This window comes from Enterobacter hormaechei ATCC 49162, assembly GCF_001875655.1.
In the GTDB taxonomy this organism is placed as follows: domain Bacteria; phylum Pseudomonadota; class Gammaproteobacteria; order Enterobacterales; family Enterobacteriaceae; genus Enterobacter; species Enterobacter hormaechei.
This window is the reverse complement of sequence record NZ_MKEQ01000001.1, coordinates 3105098-3128230: the sequence shown is the minus strand read 5'-3', so window position 1 is coordinate 3128230 and position 23133 is coordinate 3105098. Positions and strand designations below refer to the sequence as shown.

Genomic DNA, 23133 nt, shown 5'->3' with positions numbered 1-23133 from the left:
AATAAAAATATTTTGTGAATCAAATCACAATCTGGAAACAAACAGCCAACTTAACATTGTGATATAAATCACAAAACACCGCCCGTTTTGGCGTAATTCTGAGCGATGTATTTTTTTTACACACGCATTATGTGATCGCGATCACTTCATTAATATCCTCACCCCCTACATTTACGTGATTCAGATCACACAAAATTCCGCTGTCTGGACAGTTGAACGATTCAGTGCCAGATTTCACAGCATCAGAACAGGGCCCGGCTACCTCTGCCGCCGCACATTAACGATAAACCTCGGGCCGCAAGCCTAAGCGTAAACATAAGAAGGGGTGTTTTATGTCATCCGATTTCAAGATCAAAGTGCAAAGCTTTGGTCGTTTCCTCAGCAACATGGTGATGCCAAATATCGGCGCGTTCATCGCGTGGGGTATTATCACCGCATTATTTATTCCGACAGGGTGGTTGCCTAACGAAACGCTGGCGAAACTTGTTGGCCCAATGATTACATACCTGCTGCCGCTGCTTATCGGTTATACCGGTGGTCGTCTGGTGGGCGGAGACCGTGGTGGCGTCGTGGGTGCCATCACAACCATGGGGGTTATCGTCGGCGCGGATATGCCGATGTTCCTCGGTGCGATGATTGCCGGTCCTCTGGGCGGCTGGGCAATTAAGAAATTCGACGTCTGGGTTGATGGCAAGATCAAATCCGGCTTCGAAATGCTGGTGAATAACTTCTCCGCGGGCATCATCGGGATGATCCTCGCGATTCTGGCGTTCCTCGGCATTGGTCCGGCGGTTGAAGTGCTGTCCAAGCTGCTGGCGGCGGGCGTTAACTTCATGGTGGCGCATGACATGCTGCCGCTGGCGTCTATCTTCGTTGAACCGGCGAAAATCCTGTTCCTCAACAACGCCATCAACCACGGTATCTTCTCACCGCTGGGTATTCAGCAGTCACACGATCTCGGCAAGTCCATCTTCTTCCTGATTGAAGCGAACCCGGGTCCCGGTATGGGCGTTCTGCTGGCCTATATGTTCTTTGGTCGCGGCAGCGCAAAACAGTCTGCTGGCGGTGCGGCGATCATTCACTTCCTGGGCGGTATTCACGAAATTTACTTCCCGTATGTGCTGATGAACCCTCGTCTGATCCTGGCCGTTATCCTCGGCGGTATGACCGGCGTGTTCACCCTGAGCGTGCTGGGCGGTGGTCTGGTGTCTCCTGCTTCTCCAGGCTCTATCCTGGCGGTGCTGGCGATGACCCCGAAAGGCGCCTACTTCGCGAACATCGCGGCGATCTGTGCGGCCATGGCGGTCTCCTTCGTGGTCTCCGCTATCCTGCTGAAAACCAGCAAGGTGAAAGAAGACGACGATATCGAAGCGGCAACCCGTCGTATGCATGACATGAAAGCCGAATCCAAAGGCGCGACCCCGCTGGCGGCGGGTGATGTCTCTAACGACCTGAGCCACGTGCGTAAAATCATCGTGGCCTGTGATGCCGGTATGGGCTCCAGCGCCATGGGTGCGGGCGTGCTGCGTAAGAAAGTGCAGGATGCGGGTCTGACCAACATCTCCGTCACCAACAGCGCGATTAACAGCCTGCCACCGGACGTTGACCTGGTGATCACGCACCGCGATCTGACCGAACGCGCAATGCGTCAGGTGCCGCAGGCGCAGCACATTTCCCTGACCAACTTCCTCGACAGCGGCCTGTACTCCAGCCTGACTGAACGTCTGGTAGCGGCGCAGCGCCATGAAGATAACGAAGTGAAAGTGCGCACCAGCCTGCAAGACAGCTTCGACGAGAGCAACGCGCATCTGTTCAAACTGGGCGCAGAAAACATCTTCCTCGGCCGCACGGCGACCAATAAAGAAGAGGCCATTCGCTTCGCTGGTGAGCAGCTGGTGAAAGGCGGCTACGTTCAGCCAGAATACGTTGACGCGATGCTGGAACGCGAAAAACTGACCCCAACCTACCTGGGTGAATCCATCGCGGTTCCACACGGTACGGTGGAAGCGAAAGATCGCGTGCTGAAAACCGGCGTGGTGTTCTGTCAGTATCCTGACGGCGTACGCTTCGGTGAAGAAGAGGACGACATCGCCCGTCTGGTGATTGGTATCGCCGCTCGCAACAACGAGCATATCCAGGTGATTACCAGCCTGACCAACGCGCTGGACGACGAAACCGTCATCGAGCGCCTGGCCAACACCACCAGCGTGGAAGAAGTTCTGGCCCTGCTCAACAAATAGCAGCGCCTCTTCCCTCTCCCCTTTGGGGAGAGGGCTAGGGTGAGGGGAAAACGTTCCTCACCCCAGCCCTCTCGGGTAAAAACATTGATGAAGGTTAACACTATGAAAGCATTACATTTTGGCGCAGGTAATATCGGTCGTGGCTTTATCGGTAAACTGCTGGCAGACGCGGGCATTACCCTGACATTCGCCGATGTGAATCAGGTGGTTCTGGATGCCCTGAATGCCCGTCATAGCTATCAGGTTCACGTGGTGGGTGAAAACGAGCAGGTTGAAACGGTCTCTGGCGTCAATGCGGTGAGCAGCATTGGCGACGACGTGATCGACCTCATCGCGAACGTTGACCTCGTCACCACTGCCGTGGGTCCGGTAGTACTTGAGCGTATCGCCCCGGCGGTTGCGAAAGGCCTGGCGAAACGTAAAGCGCAGGGCGTTGACGCTCCGCTGAACATCATCGCCTGTGAAAACATGGTGCGCGGCACCACGCAGTTGAAAGGCCACGTTCTTGCGGCCGTTGCAGACGAAGATAAAGCCTGGGTTGAAGCGCACGTCGGGTTTGTAGATTCCGCCGTTGACCGCATCGTTCCGCCATCCGAATCCGCCACCAACGATCCGCTGGAAGTGACCGTGGAAACCTTCAGCGAGTGGATCGTTGATAAAACCCAGTTTAAGGGCGCGCTGCCGACCATTCCGGGAATGGAATTAACCGATAACCTGATGGCATTTGTCGAACGTAAACTCTTCACGCTGAACACCGGGCATGCTATAACCGCGTACCTCGGAAAATTGGCCGGTCATCAGACGATTCGTGACGCGATCCTCGATGAGAACATCCGTGCGGTGGTCAAAGGGGCAATGGAAGAGAGCGGCGCGGTGCTGATCAAACGCTACGGTTTTGATGCTGATAAACACGCAGCATACATCCAGAAAATCCTCGGTCGTTTTGAAAACCCGTATCTGAAAGATGACGTTGAGCGCGTGGGTCGTCAGCCGCTGCGTAAACTAAGCGCGGGCGACCGCCTGATTAAACCGCTGCTGGGCACGCTGGAATACGGCCTGCCGCACGCTAACCTGGTGAAGGGCATCGCTGCCGCTATGCACTACCGCAGCGAGCAGGACCCGCAGGCGATTGAGCTGGCTCAGCTGATTGATGACAAAGGCGCGCAGGCTGCGCTGGCGCAGATCTCCGGTCTGGATGCCAACAGTGACGTAGTTGCGGAGGCGGTCAGCGCATACAACGCAACCAAATGATGCAGAGTCCGGCGCAGGTTAGCCTGCGCCCGAATAACAGATTGTCAGATATGCAGGCAATAATGGAACAAACCCAGGCCTTTGAAAATCGTGTGCTTGAGCGTCTGAATGCTGGCAAAACCGTACGAAGTTTCCTGATTGCCGCCGTTGAGCTGTTAACCGAGGCGGTGAACATTCTGGTGCTTCAGGTGTTTCGCAAAGACGACTACGCGGTAAAGTATGCTGTAGAACCGTTACTGGACGGAGACGGACCGCTGGGCGATTTATCGGTACGGCTGAAGCTGATTTACGGTCTTGGCGTGCTGAACCGCCAGGAGTATGAAGACGCCGAGCTGTTAATGGCGCTGCGCGAAGAGCTTAATCATGACGGTAACGAGTACACCTTTACCGATGATGAGATTCTGGGCCCCTTCGGCGAACTGCACTGCGTATCCGCGCTTCCTCCCGCACCGACGTTTGATAACAGCGACCCTGAGCTGTACGCGATGCAAAAGCTGCGTTATCAACAGGTTGTTCGCTCCACCATGGTGCTTTCCCTGACTGAGCTGATTTCTAAAATCAGCTTAAAAAAAGCGTTTCAGAAGTAAGCCCGCACACATTGGTGTATCCTTCCCTGTAAATTCCCCGTTTTCAGAGTTATTTGTCATGAAAGAAGTCGAAAAGAACGAAATTAAACGCCTGAGCGACCGCCTGGATCTGATCCGCCATCAGATGGCTGGCCTCTCCCTGGTCGATTCCGCCGAGAAATATGCCGAGCTGGAAAAAGAGTCCGTGAAGCTGGAGGCGGAAATTGAGCGCCTGCGCGACGTGAAAGGCCAGAAGCTGAGTAAAGAAGCGCAGAAGCTGATGAACATGCCGCATCGCCGCGCGATCACCAAAAAAGAGCAGGCCGACATGGGCAAGCTGAAGAAGAGCGTCCGTGGCCTGGTGGTGGTGCACCCGATGACCGAGCTTGGCCGCGAAATGGGCCTGAAAGAGATGACGGGCTTTTGTAAGACCGCGTTCTGATACTTAATTTAAGTTAAATTAAATACAAACCAGCCCAATATATTCACCAAGGGAATGTATTGGGTTTTCTTATTACCTAAAAGTACCGGACTGCTGCCCGAAAATGTAAAGAAGTAATAGTAAACTCTGCGGGTTCACAATTGTCATTGTTAAGAGTAAAGTGGACATTCATTTCTTTCGATCTAACTAATACACACGGCACGCCATTGAAATATAATATATTTTCTTTGGCTTGATGGTATGTCATTGCATTAGGTTATAAATTTTATGAATTCTACTGAGAGCTCAACCTTTCAAAACAGCGCCCTTTCTTTAGAACAAAAACTTGAAAAAGCCAGGGCTGAACTTCTGGACTTAGGGGCAAGGAACCGCTTACTCAACATTCCACGATCGAAGAATACGCGTTTCTTGGAAGTGATTGATGAGCGTTCCGAACTGGTTTACAAACTTCTGTTTAATGAAAAAAAGACGTTCACATTTTTACATGGTAAATCAGGAAAAGAAGACGGCCTGGAGAGTGAAGATAGTCTTTCAGAGGAAAAATATTTTATTTATCAATTCGATGAGACAGACACCGAAATAAAATCGCAGCATCTTGATACCAAACTACAGACTCGTTTGACACCTAAAGGGTTGCAGACCCGATTACTCGATTTGTATCACGACGCCAAAACGCTTGAAGAAGAGCAAGGAGCAAACATTCTTTTCCTGGCATTGGGCACGTTGAAGTGGGTGGATCCCGCGAATAAAGAGAATATCCGTTATGCCCCGTTGATTCTGGTGCCAGTCAGTCTGGAACGCGGTAGTGCTGGAGAAAGATTTAAACTAAAAGCGCGTTCAGAAGACATAATCCCTAACCTTTCTCTGGAAGCCTTCCTTGAACGCGTGCACCAGATCACATTACCTGTAATGCAATCTGACGATGATGAAATTAACATAAGTGGTTACTTTGACTCTGTACAGCAAGCAATAGCATTGAAATCAGATTGGGAAGTTATACCCAACGACATTATCCTTGGTTTGTTCTCATTTTCTAAATTTTTGATGTATTGAAGTGGTCAACAAAAACTGGCCACCGCGTTAGAGTTTTTCCAGTATCGGTTTTCTGATTCGTTTGGCGTTAACCCACCATTATATTCGTGCGGTCTTAGTGCGCTGTAATATCCAACGATATAGTCCGTTATTGCGTGAGCTGCATCGCTGAAGCTTACATAGCCCGTCGCCGGCACCCATTCGTTCTTCAGACTCCTGAAGAAGCGCTCCATTGGGCTGTTATCCCAGCAGTTTCCACGCCGACTCATACTCTGCCTGATCCGGTATCGCCACAGTAACTGCCGGAACTGCCTGCTCGTATAATGGCTGCCTTGATCGCTGTGGAACATCACCCCGACGGGCTTACCACGGGTTTCCCATGCCATTTCCAGTGCTTTCATGGTGAGCCTGCTGTCCGGCGAGAACGACATGGCCCAGCCCACTGGCTTTCTTGCGAACAGGTCGAGAACAACGGCGAGGTACGCCCAGCGCTTACCCGTCCAGATATAGGTCACATCACCGCACCACACCTGATTTGGTTCCGTTACGGCGAACTGTCGCTCAAGATGATTCGGGATAGCAACGTGCTCATGACCGCCACGCTTATACCGGTGAGTCGGCTGCTGGCAACTGACCAGCCCCAGCTCTTTCATGAGTCTGCCAGCAAGCCAGCGCCCCATTTGGTAACCTCTCTGGGTTGCCATTGTGGCGATGCTTCTTGCTCCGGCAGAGCCGTGGCTGATGCCATGCAGTTCAAGTACCTGACTGCGTAATACAGCCCGTCTGCCGTCTGGCTTTTCAGGACGGTTTTTCCAGTATTTGTAGCTGCTGCGATGAACCCCGAACACATGGCAGAGAGTGGCCACAGGATAACGCGCCCTGAGTTTCCCGATTATCGAGAACTGTTCAGGGAGTCTGACATCAAGAGCGCGGTAGCCTTTTTTAATATTTCATTTTCCATTTCAATACGTTGTAGCTTTTTCCTGAGCTCACGGATTTCAATTTGTTCCGGGGTAATGGGGGAGGCTTTTGGTGTTTTGCCCTGCCGTTCATCACGTAATTGTTTCACCCATCGCGTCATTGTGGAAAGGCCGACATCCATAGCGCTGGCTGCATCTGCCACGGTGTAGTTCTGGTCAACGACCAGTTGAGCGGATTCGCGTTTAAACTCTGCGCTGAAATTTCTTTTTTTCATTATGACACCTGTGTTGTTCTGAGGTGAGCATATCACCTCTGTTCAGGTGGCCAAATTCAGTAAACCACTTCAGCATGGGGATTACAACGGGCTGGAGCAAGGATAGAAAGCGTTGTCAGCCAGGCCGCTCAAATTGCTTGTAAGAAAGGTAAAATTTACGAAGAAAATGGATTTTTCTATCATAAGGAAGTAATGATTCAACTTCGAAACAGGCAGAACGTGATATCTACGGGTTTACGTAAACCTGAATTGATTGCACCTAAAGAAATCGCTTCTGGAGCAATGCAAATTGTCAGGGCTAGCTTGGGCGCAACAGAGGATGAAATCATTACAGCTGTGTCGAGAATGCTTGGTTTTAAATCAACCAGCAGTGTTCTGAAGAGAGTCATCTCCGATACTATTGAGCAACAGATTAAAGATAAGCACCTCAAGCAACATGATGGTCTTATTTTGATTGATGAGCCTCACGTTGATAGCATCAGAAATGTTGTTTAATTCATCCTTATGTATTTAACCCTTTCCTGGAGGCTCACCATTACTAGGTGAGCGCCGCGAAATGGGCCTGAAAGAGATGACGGGCTTTTGTAAGACCGAATTTTGATCGCTCTCCCCTGCCGCTGCGGCAGGGGAAACTCAGTTGTAAATCAGGTTAAACGTCGCCATCGCATCCGCTTTTCCCGCCGTCACGTTCTCTTCTGTCTGAATATAATGCGCATCAAACCAGAAGGTCTGCGTCTGGTTATCCCCCACTTGCCCAAGCGCTGATACCTGCGGGGTGTTCCACTGTACCACCTGCCCCTGAACCGAACCGGTATTGTCACCGTAGAGCAGTTCGATCCCGACACCGCTGGCGCTATCCTCCTGCTTCGTCAATGCCAGTGCCCGATCGTTGGCCGGCGTGGTATCGCCAAAGAACCCCATCTTAACCGCCGTGTTATTTTCGCAGGTCACCGGAATGCTGAAGCGTCCGCCTCCGGCCCGTGAACCTGTGCCGTGAAATTCACGCTGGCTCACGCTCCCCATGGGAACAAGAATGCTGCGAGAGCCTACTGAACAGCTGGTACGCCTGACGGTGAAGCTGGCGAGATGGATCTGTACCGGTGTCGCCACATTGGTGGCGCTGGCTTGATTTTCTCCCGCCTGCAATATCAGCGATCCCACATTTTGCTCCTGGGAATTGGCGTTATCGTCAGGCATGGCGCTGGTCGTTGGAATTTTATAAAACACCACCCAGAACTGCATTTTGTACGTTGAGGCGCTGGCAAAGGCGGGGTTTTGCGATGCGTCGCAAATGCGCCGGGACTCATTGCCATTCATCTGACTTGTGCCGTCAATATAGCGTATCGCATCGGCGCCGCAGTACTGCTGCTCCCGGAACCCCAGCGCGTAGCCAATGCCGTCAATCTGGGTTTTATAGACGTGACGTGACGCGCCGTCCTCACCTACTACGGTGCCGACGGGGTTATCCATGTCGACAAAGCCGATACTCCGCCAGGCGTCATTCCCGCCATCACAGCTGTAGAAATCCGCCCCGGTAGACTGTATCGGCGCAGATATCGGCGTCCAGTCCGCCGTGCCGGGTGCATACCCAATGGCGTAAGGCACCTGAACGACCCACTGATCGCGCGTGGTGTGGCAAGGCGAGGTCTGGGCATGGACATGAAAACTCAGCATGCCAAACAGCGAAAGAAGGCTCAGATAGAAAAACCAGTGAATAAAACGACGCATGATATTCCTCTAATGGCACTCAACGGACAGCGTGGCGATACCGGGGGCCATATGCGCTTTCCCCAGTCTGAAAGGTGTCTGGCATTGCTGCTGCTCCCCGTCTTCATACCAGGTGACGCGCAGGGTGCCGCGCTCTGGTACGCCGCTCAGGTAGGCCTGACCGCCGTCAGCGACCATGCTTCGGTTTGCAGAACGGCGGTTCTGCTCCACCACTTCAGCCTGCGCGCCAAACGGCAACGGTTCGCCGTGGTAGCGCAGGGAAAACAGAACGCGATAACCAATGTGGGTTTTGTAATTGGCCAGCACCACCGCGCCGCTGGTAGGAATGAGCGTCAGACCGCTCTGCTCAACGTCGACGTTCTCACCCAGCGTCGCCGTATCAAGACTGACGGTATTTTTGCGATACGCCGAGAGCGTTGGCATGACCGCATAGCCGCGGCTGTTGGTATGGATCCCGTTGTAGCCCTCCGGCTCAACGTTTGCCGCACCGGGCACGCGTATCAGGGCAACGGTATCGCCCAGCGGCTGGCTAAGCGTGATGCCATACTGCGTGGCGATAACGCCTCCGGCGAGTCCGAGGCTCGCGTTGCTACCGCTTCGGCTGTGGTCATAACCGAGGCTGACGTTGCCATAACCACCGTTGTATTGCAGCGCCAGGCTGGTGCTGTCGGCTTGTCCCTCGCTGGCCTGACTCTGCTGAACGCTGTAAATAAGGTTGCGGTTCGCCAGCGCGCTGCCGTTGAGTGACACCTGCTGCGTGGTCATCCCGCGATTGTTATGGTTGATGAAGTAACTGACCGAGCTGTCCGGTAACCAGTGACCAAGCGGAACATTGACGTTAAACGACACGGTGCGATCGGGATGCTGCTCAAGCGCTGAGTCGGTGTAGTCATACCCCGCGCCCCAGGAAATGCCCCGCCAGCTGGTGTACCAGCCAATATGGATAGTTTTATCCTGCCCGGAGGTATGCCAGTAATCCTGCATCCATGCCGAGACGCTGAGGCTGCCGAACTGACCCAGCGTCTGTGAGAAGGTGACCTGCGAGCGGCTACGGCGATTATTAAGTTGCAACTGTTGGCTGTCAGACTGATTCAGTTCGCCAAATTCATAGTAATTACGCGAGGCATAGCGATAACTGGCAAGACTGAAGGCGGTGCCGGTCGCGCTAAAATCTTTCTGGTACTGAATGCGCCACGCCTGCCCCATCGCGCTTTTGCCGTTGGGTAAACGGCTTTTTGCCAGCGTATCGTCAATGCCCAGCGAGCCGAATGCGCCAAATCCTCTGCCTACGCCAATCGCACCGGCCTGATAGTTGTTCGCCGTGCGAAAGCCGCCATACACCGTCATCCTGGAGAGCAGACCGTAGAAGAAAGCGCCTTCAACAAACTCGGGCGAACGTGCATCGCCGGAGCCGGAGTGAAATCGTCCGGCATTGAGGCTGTATTTCAGGCTGCCCTGGCGTCGCATAAACGGCACCGCAGAATAGGGTTGGGTAAAGACGCGCGTTGAGCCGTCACTTTCCGTGACCGTAACCTGTAGATCGCCACTTTGTGCGCCGGGGAACAGATCGTTAATGATAAATGGCCCGGCGGCCACCCAGGTTTCATAGATCACATAGCCATTTTGCGAAACGGAGACTTTAGCGAAACTGTGTGCGACACCGCGGATGGTTGGTGCAAAACCGCGCTGGCTGTCGGGTAACATGCTTTCGCTTGATGAGAGCTGTACCCCGCGAAACGCCACGCTATCGAAGACATCGCCTGCGGTCCAGGCATCGCCGAGCCGCAGCTGGCTGTTAAGACGGCGAATATCCCGGGTCAGCCAGCTACTTTGCGACTGAAAATGGTCGCCACCCGCGTCGCTGTGGCTCCAGGCGGAGGTGTTGCGCAACCGCCACGCCCCCAGATTGATACCGTTACGCAGGCTCAGATAGCTGGATGTCGTGACGCCACTCTGATGACGTGCCTGGCCGCCCGACAGACTGTAATCAGTAAATGCCGCCGGGATACCATCATCCCACCGTGACTGCGGCACGTAGCCACGGCTGCGGTGTTTCATCGCCGCCTGTGGCAGGCTGAGAAAAAGGCGCTGCTGGCTGAAGTCATAGGAGGTCCGCGCTGCCGGAATAAAATCCGCGAGGTGCGTGAACGTTTCCCCCTCCTGCAATCGGGAGAATGCAGGAATGGCCCTGACATTCACCCCAAGCGTTTCCAGCAGCGATACGCTAAAAACGGGTTGCAGGCTGCCTTTCTCATTGACGAAGGTGATCTCCTGATGCCGCTCCTCGCGTCCGTTAATCTCCAGCGTCACGAGCCAGGTGCCTGGCATTTGCCCGCCCTTTTCAGAGAAATAGTGCAGATCCGCCGTTTTCTGTTCGGTAGAGGAAAGCTCCAGCGCGGCGGGATCAAAATAATCCTCGGCTATCCCCGCGCGGCTGAAGCTAAGCAGCAACACCGAAAGCGGCGCGTAACGAAACAGGCGAAAAAGCATGGTGTTACAGAGGCTGGGAGTGGGTGGCGGTGATGGCACCAAAATCATTAATAGCCGACCAGCTTACGCCCCCGGAGGCGGACACAGGCCATTCGCGGGTTTCCCCTGGGCCGATCATGCCCGGTTGCTCAATTTTATGCCCGCCAACGGTCAGCCGATAAAAAGAGACGTAGTATGGCGTCGGGTTGGCGGCCTTAAGCCTTTTTCCCGTCCGCGAAAACGTTATTTTCTGCCAGGCAGTGGCAGCGTCCCCTTTCAGATTGTCCGGGCGGTAGAAAATTTTAAATTTAGATTTTACGTTAACCTGTAATTCGTTAGTGCTCTCTTTTGGCTTTGGCGCAATCGCTTTAATATCAAGCCAGAATACAGATTCACGATCGGTGGGCAGCGGTGTGCCGGTATATTGGATACGCAGCGTGTTGGTCTGCTCCGGATCAAGTCTGAACAGGGGTGGCGTGACAATAAATGGCGCAGCGTTATTTTTATCCTGCCCATCGCCTTCAACCCATGACTGAATAAGGTAGGGAACCGCACTTTCCATATTAGAAACAGAAAATGCCACCTCCTTGCTGTGTTGTGGGTATACGATCCGTGTTCCCCCCCATTACAACGCCAGCGGAAACTGACGCAGAACTAACCATTAATGCAGTGAGCATAATATACGATAAACGTTTCATCATTATTATCTCTGGAGGTGGCTGACTGTGAAATCAGTTATAAACCATCAGGAAGTTGGATACGGCGTTGACATCACCCGCGTTGATTTCCGTGCCATCTTTGTCAAGTGCGGCATAGAAAGTTAATTCAGCATTGCCTTCTTCATCCGGTGCGGTTGTTTTAGAAACCGTGCCCGGTTTAATCGCCGTGCTGCGATCGCTGTTATAGAGCTTCACCCCGACGCCCGTCGCCATCCCCGTGCCTGGCGTAACCTGCAACAGCGTGGCATCGTCCGAATCTTTATTCCCGTCGAACAGCACCGCAACAGATTCAACCGCCGGGGGACAATTCTCCACATTGATTTTAAACTCACGCGGCGTCGTTTCGACGTGCTCATCAAAGTAGTTTTTCGCCCATGCACCAAGGTCTACCGTTTTGTTTTTTGACGCAGGCGTAATATCACAGGAAATAAGGGTAATTTTCCCGGTAAAATTGATTACCCCGCCAGTGCTTTGCGAGCCGGCGCCAGCGTCCAGGGACGTATTTACCCCTGAATCACTACTTGCCAGCACTGATTGAGAAGATAACAGTATCCCCGCTGCGGCAATTGCCAGCGCCACATTTTTGATTTTCATTTGAAAGTATTACCCTCTGTAGATTAAACAGATCCAGACTTGTTGTACCAGGTGCAATCATTCCTGTAAGAATTTGAAAACGTCACTAAAGGGTGCCAGTAGAGTTGGTGACGCGACCTCATAGAATAAAGCGGGGTCCATCCCAGTGTGATAATCCATATATTTTCATTAAGCCCTGTTTGCATATTCCCTGTCAGAAAAATATGTCAGCTCGAAAATAACCATGAATGCTTTAAGGTTTAAAACAATTACAGATTCTTCTGTAACGCTGCTTCTGAATAAATAGTAAATGAAATACCTTATTACGTCTACGCATTGAAAAAGGTCAGGAACGTTTTATAAACATTTTAAAATTAACAGCTCCGCAACAAATTTAACCCTTTTTCATTGCACAAAAAATTATTAACCCGCTTCTAATACCGCCCCTCAATTAAAAATAGATTCGACTGATCAATGTTTGATCAATTTATTTCAGAATATTATTAGAATAAATTATTGTGTTTTACGCGATGCGCTTTGACATTATCCTGAAAAAATACGTATTTTCGGGACATATCCTTGTTGATCAGCAATTGATCGTTTGTAATAGGCTGTTAAAATCTATATGTTAAATTTACCTTAATTAAAATTTTTTGCTACATATTAGATTCCGCATTTTTAACTAAAAAAAATTTTTATTTATCTGAAATAAGCCATTTCGCTCACACTGAACTTATTACTTGCAAACACAAATAAGACAAAAACAAATCCCTTTATTAACGAACACGTATCAACACTGTATTTTGCCCATCATATTTAACGCACCGTGCGCGCTCCTGTCTGACACATAATGCGCTACTGGCCATCACGGTCAGTACCCGGGGCGGATTACACGTGGAGACAGTTTGGTCCTACCAATCGTCTTTAAAGCGAACCACCGTTCACACTTCCAATGCTTCACTTCACAAAACCATTGCCGAATAGCAACACTTAGTTAACCATTTATTGCCATTACCCCTACAACACATTATTGGATGGACCACTTTTACACAGACTGTGATGCAGAGATGAGCGGAGACTCACCCGCAGTGCAGGCTGTGTGGTCCCCAGGAGACCTGCATGAGCCTCTGGCAACAAAACTACGATCCCGCCGGGAACATCTGGCTGTCGAGCCTGATCGCATCGCTACCCATTCTGTTCTTCTTCTTTGCGCTGATTAAGCTCAAGCTGAAGGGCTACCTTGCCGCGACGTATACCGTTGCCATCGCCCTGCTGGTGGCGCTGTTCTTCTATAAAATGCCGGTCGATCGCGCGCTGGCCTCCGTGGTGTATGGTTTCTTCTACGGCCTGTGGCCGATTGCGTGGATCATCATCGCCGCCGTCTTTGTCTACAAAATCTCGGTCAAAACCGGGCAGTTCGACATTATTCGCTCGTCGATTCTCTCTATCACACCGGACCAGCGTTTGCAGATGCTGATTGTCGGTTTCTCCTTCGGGGCGTTCCTTGAAGGGGCAGCAGGATTCGGCGCGCCGGTGGCGATCACCGCCGCCCTGCTGGTCGGGCTGGGCTTTAATCCCCTGTATGCCGCGGGCCTGTGCCTGATTGTGAACACCGCGCCGGTGGCCTTTGGCGCGATGGGCATTCCGATTCTGGTGGCGGGCCAGGTGACCGGACTGGACAGCTTCGAGATCGGCCAGATGGTGGGCCGCCAGCTGCCGTTCCTGACCATTATCGTGCTGTTCTGGATCATGGCGATTATGGACGGCTGGCGCGGCGTGAAGGAGACCTGGCCTGCGGTGATGGTGGCGGGCGGTTCGTTCGCCATTGCCCAGTATCTCAGCTCCAACTTCCTCGGCCCGGAACTGCCGGACATCATCTCTTCCCTGGTGTCGCTGGTCTGTCTGACATTATTCCTGAAACGCTGGCAGCCGGTACGTATCTTCCGCTTTGCTGACATGGGCGCATCGCACGTGGATCAGACGCTGGCGCGCACCGGCTATACCGCCGGACAGATTGTGCGCGCATGGTCGCCGTTCCTGTTCCTGACCGCAACCGTGACGCTGTGGAGCATTCCGCCGTTTAAGGCGCTGTTCGCCCCGGGCGGCGCGCTGTACGACATGGTGATTAATATCTCCGTGCCGTTCCTCGACAAGATGGTCGCCCGTATGCCGCCGGTGGTGCACGACGCCACGCCGTATGCGGCGGTGTTTAAGTTCGACTGGTTCTCTGCCACCGGCACAGCCATCCTGTTTGCCGCTATCCTTTCCGTAGTGTGGCTGCGCATGAAGCCTGCCGTCGCGGTACAGACTTTTGCGGCGACGATTAAAGAGCTGATGCTGCCGATCTACTCCATCGGGATGGTGCTGGCGTTCGCGTTTATTTCGAACTACTCCGGCCTGTCGTCGACGCTGGCGTTAGCGCTGGCGCACACCGGCCACGCGTTTACCTTCTTCTCGCCGTTCCTCGGCTGGCTGGGGGTCTTCCTGACCGGTTCAGATACGTCATCTAACGCCCTGTTTGCCGCCCTCCAGGCAACGGCCGCGCAGCAGATTGGCGTCTCGGACGTGCTGCTGGTCGCTGCGAACACCACCGGCGGCGTGACCGGGAAGATGATCTCGCCGCAGTCCATCGCCATTGCCTGTGCCGCGGTAGGACTGGTGGGTAAAGAGTCGGATCTGTTCCGTTTTACCGTGAAACACAGCCTGATATTTACCTGCATGGTAGGCGTGATCACCACATTGCAGGCCTATGTCTTAACCTGGATGATTCCATGATAGTGATGCCCAGACGCCTGTCCGACGAGATTGCCACTCGCGTACGAGCGCTGATAGAAGAACAACAGCTGGAAGCGGGCATGAGATTGCCCGCCGAGCGTCAGCTTGCCGCCCAGCTTGGCGTGTCGCGCAATTCACTGCGCGAAGCGCTGGCGACGCTGGTCAGCGAAGGGGTGCTGCTGAGCCGTCGCGGCGGCGGCACCTTTGTACGCTGGCAGCATGATGACTGGTCCGAACAAAACATCGTGCAGCCGTTAAAGACGCTGATGGAAAACGACCCGGACTACAGCTTCGACATCCTCGAAGCGCGTCACGCCATCGAAACCAGTACCGCGTGGCACGCGGCGATGCGGGCAACCGACGCCGACAAAGAGAAGCTCAAAGCCTGCTTCGAAGCCACGCAAAGCAGCGACCCGGACATCGCCTCTCAGGCCGACGTGCGGTTCCATCTGGCCATTGCCGAGGCCTCGCACAACGTGGTGCTGCTGCAAACCATGCGCGGGTTCTTCGACCTGCTGCAATCTTCCGTGAAGCAGAGCCGCCAGCGCATGTATCTGGTCCCGCCGGTGTTTGCTCAACTGACCGAACAGCACGAGGCGGTGCTCAACGCCATTCTGGCCGGTGATGCCGAGGCCGCGCGCAAAGCGATGATGGCGCATCTGGGCTTCGTCCATACCACCATTAAACGATTCGATGAAGATCAGGCCCGACAGGCGCGTATTACCCGTCTGCCTGGCGAGAGTGATATTTCCAGGGAGAACAAAGCATGATTATTTCAGCAGCCAGTGACTATCGCGCCGCGGCGCAGCGCATTTTGCCGCCGTTCCTGTTCCACTACATTGACGGTGGGGCGTATGCCGAATATACCCTGCGCCGCAACGTGGAGGATCTGTCGGAAGTGGCCCTGCGCCAGCGTGTGCTGAAGAATATGTCTGACCTGAGCCTTGAGACGAAGCTGTTTAACGAAACGCTCTCCATGCCGGTAGCGCTCGCACCTGTCGGCTTATGCGGCATGTACGCCCGCCGGGGCGAAGTGCAGGCCGCCGCCGCCGCGGATGCCAAAGGCATTCCGTTTACCCTGTCCACCGTATCCGTCTGCCCGATTGAAGAAGTCGCCCCGACCATCAAGCGCCCGATGTGGTTCCAGCTGTACGTCCTGCGCGATCGCGGTTTTATGCGCAACGCGCTGGAGCGCGCCAAAGCGGCGGGCTGTTCAACGCTGGTCTTTACCGTCGATATGCCGACCCCTGGCGCGCGCTACCGTGATGCCCACTCCGGCATGAGCGGCCCTAACGCCGCCCTGCGCCGCTACTGGCAGGCGGTGACGCACCCGCAGTGGGCGTGGGATGTCGGGCTGAACGGTCGTCCGCACGATCTGGGGAACATTTCGGCCTACCTCGGTAAACCGACCGGGCTGGAAGATTACATCGGCTGGCTGGCGAACAACTTCGATCCGTCGATCTCGTGGAAGGACCTGGAGTGGATCCGCGAATTCTGGGACGGCCCGATGGTGATCAAAGGGATCCTCGATCCGGAAGATGCGCGCGACGCGGTGCGTTTTGGCGCCGATGGGATCGTGGTCTCTAACCATGGCGGACGCCAGCTCGACGGCGTGCTCTCTTCAGCCCGCGCGCTGCCAGCCATTGCCGATGCGGTGAAGGGCGATATAGCGATCCTGGCCGACAGCGGCATCCGTAATGGCCTGGACGTGGTGCGCATGATTGCGCTGGGAGCAGACAGCGTGCTGCTGGGCCGTGCTTACCTGTACGCGCTGGCCACCAGCGGTCAGGCGGGCGTGGCGAACCTGCTGAACCTGATCGAGAAAGAGATGAAGGTGGCGATGACCCTGACCGGGGCAAAATCGATAAGTGAAATCAGCAAAGATTCGCTGGTGCAGGAGCTGAGCAAGCTGCCTGCGGCGCTGGCACCGTTGTCACAGGGAAACGCGGCCTGATCTCCTCTGGTTAGCCTCCCCTTCTTCTGCGCCCGACTTTCCATCGGGCGCTTTTTTTTGCCGAAAATAACACCTACGTAACATTCTGGATAAGAAAATTTGACACAACCCGCCCCTCCGCAATTGTATAGACAAGCAAATACAAGAACACAAAAACAACATCACATCGGAGAGGAACGTATGGCGTATTCAGGTCGGGTGGATATTCAGCAGGTGATCGATGAGAGTCCTTTTTCAGGGTTTCACTGGCTTCTTATCGTGCTGGGCTTTCTGGTGCTGGCGATCGATGGGTTCGATACCGCAGCGATGGGTTACATTGCGCCTACGCTGTCGGCGGAGTGGGGAATACATAAACAGGATCTGGGGCCGGTGCTAAGTGCGGCGCTGCTCGGGCTGTCGCTGGGAGCCCTTATTGCCGGTCCGGTATCGGACCGGATGGGACGCAAGCGTGTGCTGGTCTTTTCGTGCCTGTTCTTCGGCCTGGCGAGTCTGGGCACGGCCTGGGCGCAAAGTCTGAATACCCTGACGCTGTGGCGCTTTCTGACCGGTCTCGGGCTGGGCGCCGCGATGCCTAACGCCATCACGCTGATCTCAGAGTTTGCGCCCCAGCGCTGCCGCGCCATGGCGATTAACACCATGTACTGCGGCTTTCCGCTGGGTGCAGCGGGCGGCGGGGCGATCTCGTCCTGGCTTATTCCTCACCATGGCTGGCGAAGCGTGCTGCTGACCGGCGCGATTGCACCGCTGATTTTAACAGTGCTGCTGGCACTGCTGTTGCCGGAGTCGGTGAAGTTTCTGGTGCAGCGCGGGAAAGATCTCGCCCAGGTTCGTCGCATCGCCAGCCGGTTCGCCCGCAGCACGCTCGATAGCGTCACGGGCTTTTTCCTGGTGGAAGACAAGGTGGCGTCTAAAAAAGGGAGCGTGGCGCAGCTGTTTTCCATGCCCTGGCTGCCCGGCACCCTGATGCTGTGGGTGACCTACTTTATGGGGCTGGTCATTTACTACGTCCTGCTGAGCTGGATGCCGACGCTGATGCAGGGGATGGGTTATGCGCTGGCGGAATCCGCCTGGCTCACCTCGCTATTCACCTTCGGCGGCACCGCGGGCATTTTGCTCGCTGGCTGGATGATGGATCGCTGGGAAGCGCACAAGGTGGTCGCGTGTGGTTTCGTGCTGACGATGGGCCTCATTCTTTTACTGGGGATTGAGCATAACCATATCGCCCTGTTTGGCGGGTTAATTTTCCTGATGGGGATCGCAATGAACGGGGCGCAGTCGGGCATGCAGACCCTGGCCGCCACCTTTTACCCTACCGAATGCCGCGCGACAGGTATCGCCTGGATGCAGGGGATCGGCCGCTTCGGCGGCGTAGCAGGCACCATGACCAGCGCCCAGCTTCTTGCCATGCAGTGGCAGGCCGACAGTATTTTAATGATCCTCAGCGTGCCTGCTCTGGTGGCTGCGGCGGCTACCGTCTACAAAATGCTGTATAGCCGCTCGCAGGAGCCGGGCGTCGCGTAATCCCTCTCTTTTCTGCTATTCTGCCCCCCGCAATTAAGGGGGCAGCATGCTTAACATCGTCTTATTTGAACCAGAAATCCCACCCAATACCGGTAATATCATCCGCCTGTGTGCCAACACCGGTTTTCGCCTGCACATCATCGAGCCGATGGGCTTTACGTGGGACGACAAGCGCCTGCGTCGCGCGGGGCTGGATTATCATGAATTTACTGCCGTCGTTCGCCACCACGATTACGCCGCGTTTCTGGAAGCCGAAAAACCGCAGCGCATGTTCGCCCTGACCACCAAAGGTACGCCAGCGCACAGCGCCGTAAGCTATCAGGACGGGGATTATCTGATGTTTGGCCCGGAAACCCGCGGCCTGCCCGCCACGATTCTGGATGCCCTGCCCGCGGAGCAGAAAATTCGTATTCCGATGATGCCGGACAGCCGCAGCATGAACCTGTCGAATGCGGTGTCGGTAGTGGTGTATGAGGCGTGGCGCCAGCTGGGATATCCCGGCGCGATACTGCGTAGTTAAAACAATTCGGGTGGCTTGCGCCACCCGATTCGTCGTATTTAGCCTGCTACCGCGATACGTTTCATATCGGTCATGTAGCCACGCAGCTTCTGTCCCACTTTCTCGATTTCGTGGCTGCGAATCGCTTCGTTTACGTCACGCAGTTGCGCGTTATCAACCGCACCTTCCGCAATCGCCTGGCCCAGATCGCCTGCTTGCAGGGTGGTCATAAACTCTTTCAGCAGCGGTACGCAGGCGTAAGAGAACAGGTAGTTACCGTACTCGGCGGTATCGGAGATCACCACGTTCATCTCATACAGACGCTTACGGGCGATGGTGTTCGCAATCAGCGGCAGCTCGTGCAGAGATTCGTAGTACGCAGACTCTTCGATGATGCCGGAATCCACCATGGTTTCGAACGCCAGCTCAACGCCTGCTTTCACCATCGCGATCATCAGGACGCCTTTATCGAAGTACTCCTGCTCGGTGATCTTGCCGTCGTACTGTGGTGCGGTTTCGAACGCGGTTTTACCGGTCTCTTCGCGCCAGGTCAGCAGTTTCTTATCGTCATTCGCCCAGTCCGCCATCATGCCGGAAGAGAACTCGCCGGAGATGATATCGTCCATGTGTTTCTGGAACAGCGGCGCCATGATGGTTTTCAGCTGTTCAGAGAGTGCGAACGCGCGCAGTTTTGCCGGGTTGGACAGACGGTCCATCATCAGCGTAATGCCGCCCTGCTTCAGCGCTTCGGTGATGGTTTCCCAGCCGAACTGAATCAGTTTTTCCGCATATGCCGGATCGGTGCCTTCTTCCACCAGCTTGTCGAAGCACAGCAGAGAGCCAGCCTGGAGCATACCGCACAGGATGGTCTGCTCGCCCATCAGGTCAGATTTCACTTCCGCAACGAAGGAAGATTCCAGAACGCCCGCACGGTGACCGCCGGTCGCCGCTGCCCAGGCTTTGGCAATCGCCATGCCTTCGCCTTTCGGATCGTTTTCCGGGTGAACGGCGATAAGCGTCGGCACGCCGAAGCCACGTTTGTACTCTTCGCGTACTTCTGTACCCGGGCACTTCGGTGCCACCATCACGACGGTGATGTCTTTACGGATCTGCTCGCCCACTTCAACAATGTTGAAGCCGTGGGAGTAACCCAGCGCGGCGCCGTCTTTCATCAGCGGCTGTACGGAACGCACAACGTCAGAGTGCTGCTTGTCTGGCGTCAGGTTAACCACCAGATCCGCCTGCGGGATCAGCTCTTCGTAGGTACCCACCTTAAAGCCGTTTTCGGTCGCTTTACGCCAGGACGCGCGCTTCTCAGCGATCGCTTCTTTACGCAGGGCGTAAGAGATATCCAGCCCGGAGTCACGCATGTTAAGGCCCTGGTTCAGACCCTGTGCGCCACAGCCGACGATGACCACTTTTTTACCCTGAAGGTAGCTCGCGCCATCGGCAAATTCGTCGCGCGCCATGAAGCGGCATTTGCCCAGCTGCGCCAGCTGCTGGCGCAAGTTCAGTGTATTAAAGTAGTTAGCCATGGGTGATACCTCGTGATGTTGTGTGTCTTATTGTTCGGTTCGCGTTTCAGCGAGAATGTACCCACATTACAACAGGAAATTTATTGCGGAAATTGATATATTCACAACGTCACATTGCAATTTATGCAATGTAAAAAGAGGGAGTGGAATCGGTGGATTTACGCGATCTGAAAATGTTCCTGCATCTGGCGGAAAGCCGCCACTTTGGCCGTAGCGCCCGGGCGATGCACGTCAGCCCCTCCACGCTGTCGCGCCAGATCCAGCGCCTTGAGGAAGACCTCGGCCAGCCGCTGTTCGTGCGCGATAACCGCACCGTCACCCTCACGGAAGCCGGGGAAGAACTGCGCATTTTTGCCCAGCAGACGCTGTTGCAGTATCAGCAGCTGCGGCACACCATTGACCAGCAGGGGCCGTCGCTTTCCGGCGAACTGCATATTTTCTGCTCCGTAACCGCCGCCTACAGCCATCTTCCTCCCATTCTCGATCGCTTCCGCGCGGAACATCCGTCGGTCGAAATTAAACTCACCACCGGCGATGCCGCCGACGCGATGGAAAAAGTGGTCACGGGCGAAGCGGATCTGGCGATTGCCGGGAAACCTGAAACCCTTCCGGGTGCGGTGGCGTTCTCGATGCTGGAGAATCTGGCGGTGGTGCTGATTGCCCCGGCGCTGCCCTGCCCGGTGCGCAACCAGATCTCGGTGGAAAAACCAGACTGGTCAACGGTGCCGTTTATCATGGCCGATCAAGGGCCAGTGCGTCGCCGCATCGAGCTGTGGTTCCGCCGCCAGAAGATCAGCAACCCGTCAATTTACGCCACGGTCGGCGGCCATGAGGCAATGGTGTCGATGGTGGCGCTCGGCTGCGGCGTGGCGCTACTGCCGGAAGTGGTGCTGGAAAACAGCCCGGAACCGGTGCGCAACCGCGTGATGATATTAGAACGCAGCGACGAGAAAACGCCGTTCGAACTTGGCGTGTGTGCACAAAAAAAGCGGCTGCATGAGCCGCTTATTGATGCGTTCTGGAAGATTCTGCCCAACCACTAAAGCCGGGTGGCGCTGCGCTTACCCGGCCTACACGCAGTTCAACCCTTAGCCCGCCAGGAAGAAACGGAACGCCGGGTTGTGGGTTTCGTCGTGGCACTCATAGCCCAGCTCGTTCAGCCGCGTTTCGAAATCCGGCTCGTGCTCGCCCAGTTCGAACGCTGCCAGCACGCGGCCGTAGTCGGTGCCGTGGCTGCGATAGTGGAACAGAGAGATGTTCCAGTGGGTACCCAGCGTATGCAGGAACTTGAGCAATGCGCCCGGTGATTCCGGGAACTCGAAGCTGAACAGGCGTTCCCTGAGCGGCTTCGACGGACGGCCGCCGACCATGTAGCGCACGTGCAGCTTCGCCATTTCGTCATCGGAGAGATCGACCACGCTGTAGCCGCCGTCATGCAGCAGACTGAGGATCTCTTTGCGCTCCTCCACGCCACGGCTCAGACGCACGCCGACAAAAATGCAGGCGTCTTTGGCATCGGCAAAGCGGTAGTTGAATTCCGTCACCGAACGGCCGCCCAGCAGCTGGCAGAACTTCAGGAAACTGCCCTTCTCTTCCGGGATGGTCACCGCCAGCAGCGCTTCACGCTGTTCACCCAGTTCGCAGCGTTCGGAAACGTAGCGCAGACCGTGGAAGTTCACGTTCGCACCAGACAGCACGTGCGCCAGACGTTCGCCGCGAATGTTGTGCTGGGCGATATATTTTTTCATTCCCGCCAGCGCCAGCGCGCCGGACGGTTCCGCCACCGCCCGTACATCCTCGAACAGATCTTTCATCGCCGCGCAGATCGCATCGCTGTCGACGGTGACGATATCGTCGAGATACTCCTGGCAAAGACGGAACGTTTCATCGCCAATGCGCTTCACCGCCACGCCCTCGGCAAACAGCCCGACGCGCGGCAGATCCACCGGATGTCCGGCGTCCAGCGCCGCCTTCAGGCAGGCAGAGTCTTCCGCTTCAACCGCAATCACTTTGATCTGCGGCATCAGCTGTTTAATCAGCACCGCCACACCTGCGGCTAAGCCACCGCCGCCCACCGGGACGAAAACGCGGTCGAGATGCGCGTCCTGCTGCAACAGCTCCAGCGCCAGCGTACCCTGCCCGGCAATCACCATCGGGTGATCGAACGGCGGCACCCAGGTGAAACCCTGCTGCTGCGCCAGCTCAATCGCTTTGGCTTTGGCTTCATCAAAGTTAGCGCCGTGAAGCAGCACTTCTCCGCCGAACCCGCGCACCGCGTCGACTTTGATGTCTGCGGTGGCAACCGGCATCACAATCAGCGCTTTCAGCCCCAGACGAGCAGACGAGAACGCCACACCCTGCGCGTGATTTCCCGCCGACGCGGTAATCACCCCGCGCGCTTTCTGCTCGTCCGTCAGCCCGGCCATCATTGCGTAGGCACCGCGCAGCTTGAAGCTGTGCACCGGCTGGCGGTCTTCGCGCTTCACCAGAATGACGTTATCCAGGCGTGAAGAGAGTTTGTCCATTTTTTGCAGGGGCGTGACCTGCACCGCCTCATAGACCGGCGCGCGTAGCACCGCTCTCAGGTATTCCGCCCCCTCGGGGGCGGCGGATAAGGGTTGTGACTCGGCCATC

The 23133-nt window shown here is 55.1% G+C and carries 18 protein-coding genes and 1 pseudogene; 12 read left to right on the top strand and 7 right to left on the bottom strand.

What is annotated here, in order from left to right; translation table 11 throughout:
- Positions 1-332 precede the first annotated feature (332 nt).
- The 5 genes from BH712_RS15570 (at position 333) to BH712_RS15550 (ending at position 5552) form a co-directional block, all read left to right on the top strand.
- Positions 333-2240: a PTS mannitol transporter subunit IICBA gene (locus BH712_RS15570; protein ID WP_006808619.1), complete on the top strand. Its 1908-nt coding sequence runs from the start codon at positions 333-335 to the stop codon at positions 2238-2240.
- Positions 2241-2342: 102 nt separating this feature from the next.
- Positions 2343-3491, top strand: a complete 1149-nt coding sequence (gene mtlD, locus BH712_RS15565; RefSeq protein ID WP_032673460.1) for a mannitol-1-phosphate 5-dehydrogenase — start codon at positions 2343-2345, stop codon at positions 3489-3491.
- Entirely contained in the window at positions 3488-4078 is a 591-nt protein-coding gene (gene mtlR, locus BH712_RS15560) for a mannitol operon repressor MtlR (protein WP_006808621.1), read from the top strand. Before mtlD ends, mtlR begins: the two co-directional genes overlap by 4 nt.
- A gap of 58 nt (positions 4079-4136) precedes the next feature.
- Positions 4137-4499: a YibL family ribosome-associated protein gene (locus tag BH712_RS15555; RefSeq protein WP_006808622.1), complete on the top strand. Its 363-nt coding sequence runs from the start codon at positions 4137-4139 to the stop codon at positions 4497-4499.
- A gap of 267 nt (positions 4500-4766) precedes the next feature.
- A complete protein-coding gene (locus tag BH712_RS15550) occupies positions 4767-5552 on the top strand; it encodes a DUF4011 domain-containing protein (RefSeq protein ID WP_006808623.1) in 786 nt (261 codons plus the stop codon).
- Positions 5553-5557: 5 nt separating this feature from the next.
- On the opposite strand, the gene BH712_RS15545 is transcribed toward BH712_RS15550, so the two are convergent.
- Positions 5558-6726 (bottom strand): IS3-like element ISEc52 family transposase gene (locus tag BH712_RS15545; RefSeq protein WP_108454466.1). Its coding sequence is split into 2 segments (ribosomal slippage): positions 5558-6477 and positions 6477-6726, totalling 1170 coding nucleotides; the frame shifts between segments, so codons are not numbered across the junction.
- Between the two features lie 192 nt (positions 6727-6918).
- Between BH712_RS15545 and BH712_RS15530 the strand changes: the two genes are divergently transcribed.
- Positions 6919-7221, top strand: coding sequence for a hypothetical protein (locus BH712_RS15530; RefSeq protein ID WP_006808624.1), 303 nt, complete (start codon positions 6919-6921; stop codon positions 7219-7221).
- Between the two features lie 138 nt (positions 7222-7359).
- Here BH712_RS15530 and BH712_RS15525 read toward each other — a convergent pair whose 3' ends face one another.
- The 4 genes and pseudogenes from BH712_RS15525 to BH712_RS15510 all read right to left on the bottom strand — a co-directional run bounded on the left by BH712_RS15525 (position 7360) and on the right by BH712_RS15510 (position 12236).
- A complete protein-coding gene (locus BH712_RS15525) occupies positions 7360-8454 on the bottom strand; it encodes a fimbrial protein (protein WP_006808625.1) in 1095 nt (364 codons plus the stop codon).
- A 9-nt stretch (positions 8455-8463) separates the two neighbouring features.
- Positions 8464-10944, bottom strand: coding sequence for a fimbria/pilus outer membrane usher protein (locus BH712_RS15520; RefSeq protein WP_006808626.1), 2481 nt, complete (start codon positions 10942-10944; stop codon positions 8464-8466).
- Positions 10945-10948: 4 nt separating this feature from the next.
- A pseudogene (locus tag BH712_RS15515) lies at positions 10949-11624 on the bottom strand (fimbrial biogenesis chaperone).
- A gap of 30 nt (positions 11625-11654) precedes the next feature.
- Positions 11655-12236: a fimbrial protein gene (locus tag BH712_RS15510; protein ID WP_006808628.1), complete on the bottom strand. Its 582-nt coding sequence runs from the start codon at positions 12234-12236 to the stop codon at positions 11655-11657.
- Between the two features lie 1098 nt (positions 12237-13334).
- Between BH712_RS15510 and lldP the strand changes: the two genes are divergently transcribed.
- The 5 genes from lldP to trmL all read left to right on the top strand — a co-directional run bounded on the left by lldP (position 13335) and on the right by trmL (position 18985).
- Entirely contained in the window at positions 13335-14990 is a 1656-nt protein-coding gene (lldP, locus tag BH712_RS15505) for an L-lactate permease (protein ID WP_006808629.1), read from the top strand.
- Positions 14987-15760 (top strand): transcriptional regulator LldR, encoded by a 774-nt coding sequence (lldR, locus tag BH712_RS15500; protein WP_006808630.1) that lies wholly within the window; start codon positions 14987-14989, stop codon positions 15758-15760. Before lldP ends, lldR begins: the two co-directional genes overlap by 4 nt.
- Complete coding sequence (gene lldD / locus BH712_RS15495; protein WP_006808631.1) at positions 15757-16944, top strand: quinone-dependent L-lactate dehydrogenase; 1188 nt, start codon at positions 15757-15759, stop codon at positions 16942-16944. The genes lldR and lldD overlap by 4 nt, the downstream gene beginning before the upstream one ends.
- Positions 16945-17124: 180 nt before the next feature.
- Complete coding sequence (locus BH712_RS15490; protein ID WP_006808632.1) at positions 17125-18465, top strand: MFS transporter; 1341 nt, start codon at positions 17125-17127, stop codon at positions 18463-18465.
- A gap of 46 nt (positions 18466-18511) precedes the next feature.
- The gene (trmL, locus tag BH712_RS15485; RefSeq protein ID WP_006808633.1) at positions 18512-18985 is read left to right on the top strand and encodes a tRNA (uridine(34)/cytosine(34)/5-carboxymethylaminomethyluridine(34)-2'-O)-methyltransferase TrmL; all 474 of its coding nucleotides are present in this window, start codon (positions 18512-18514) and stop codon (positions 18983-18985) included.
- Positions 18986-19023: 38 nt separating this feature from the next.
- Here trmL and ilvC read toward each other — a convergent pair whose 3' ends face one another.
- A complete protein-coding gene (gene ilvC / locus BH712_RS15480) occupies positions 19024-20499 on the bottom strand; it encodes a ketol-acid reductoisomerase (RefSeq protein WP_006808634.1) in 1476 nt (491 codons plus the stop codon).
- Between the two features lie 152 nt (positions 20500-20651).
- On the opposite strand from ilvC, the gene ilvY reads away from it, so the two are divergent.
- Positions 20652-21542 carry an HTH-type transcriptional activator IlvY gene (gene ilvY, locus BH712_RS15475; protein ID WP_006808635.1) on the top strand — a complete coding sequence of 297 codons (891 nt, stop codon included), beginning with the start codon at positions 20652-20654 and terminating at the stop codon, positions 21540-21542.
- 45 nt (positions 21543-21587) lie between these two features.
- On the opposite strand, the gene ilvA is transcribed toward ilvY, so the two are convergent.
- Positions 21588-23132 carry a threonine ammonia-lyase, biosynthetic gene (ilvA, locus tag BH712_RS15470; protein ID WP_062933753.1) on the bottom strand — a complete coding sequence of 515 codons (1545 nt, stop codon included), beginning with the start codon at positions 23130-23132 and terminating at the stop codon, positions 21588-21590.
- Position 23133: the final 1 nt, after the last annotated feature.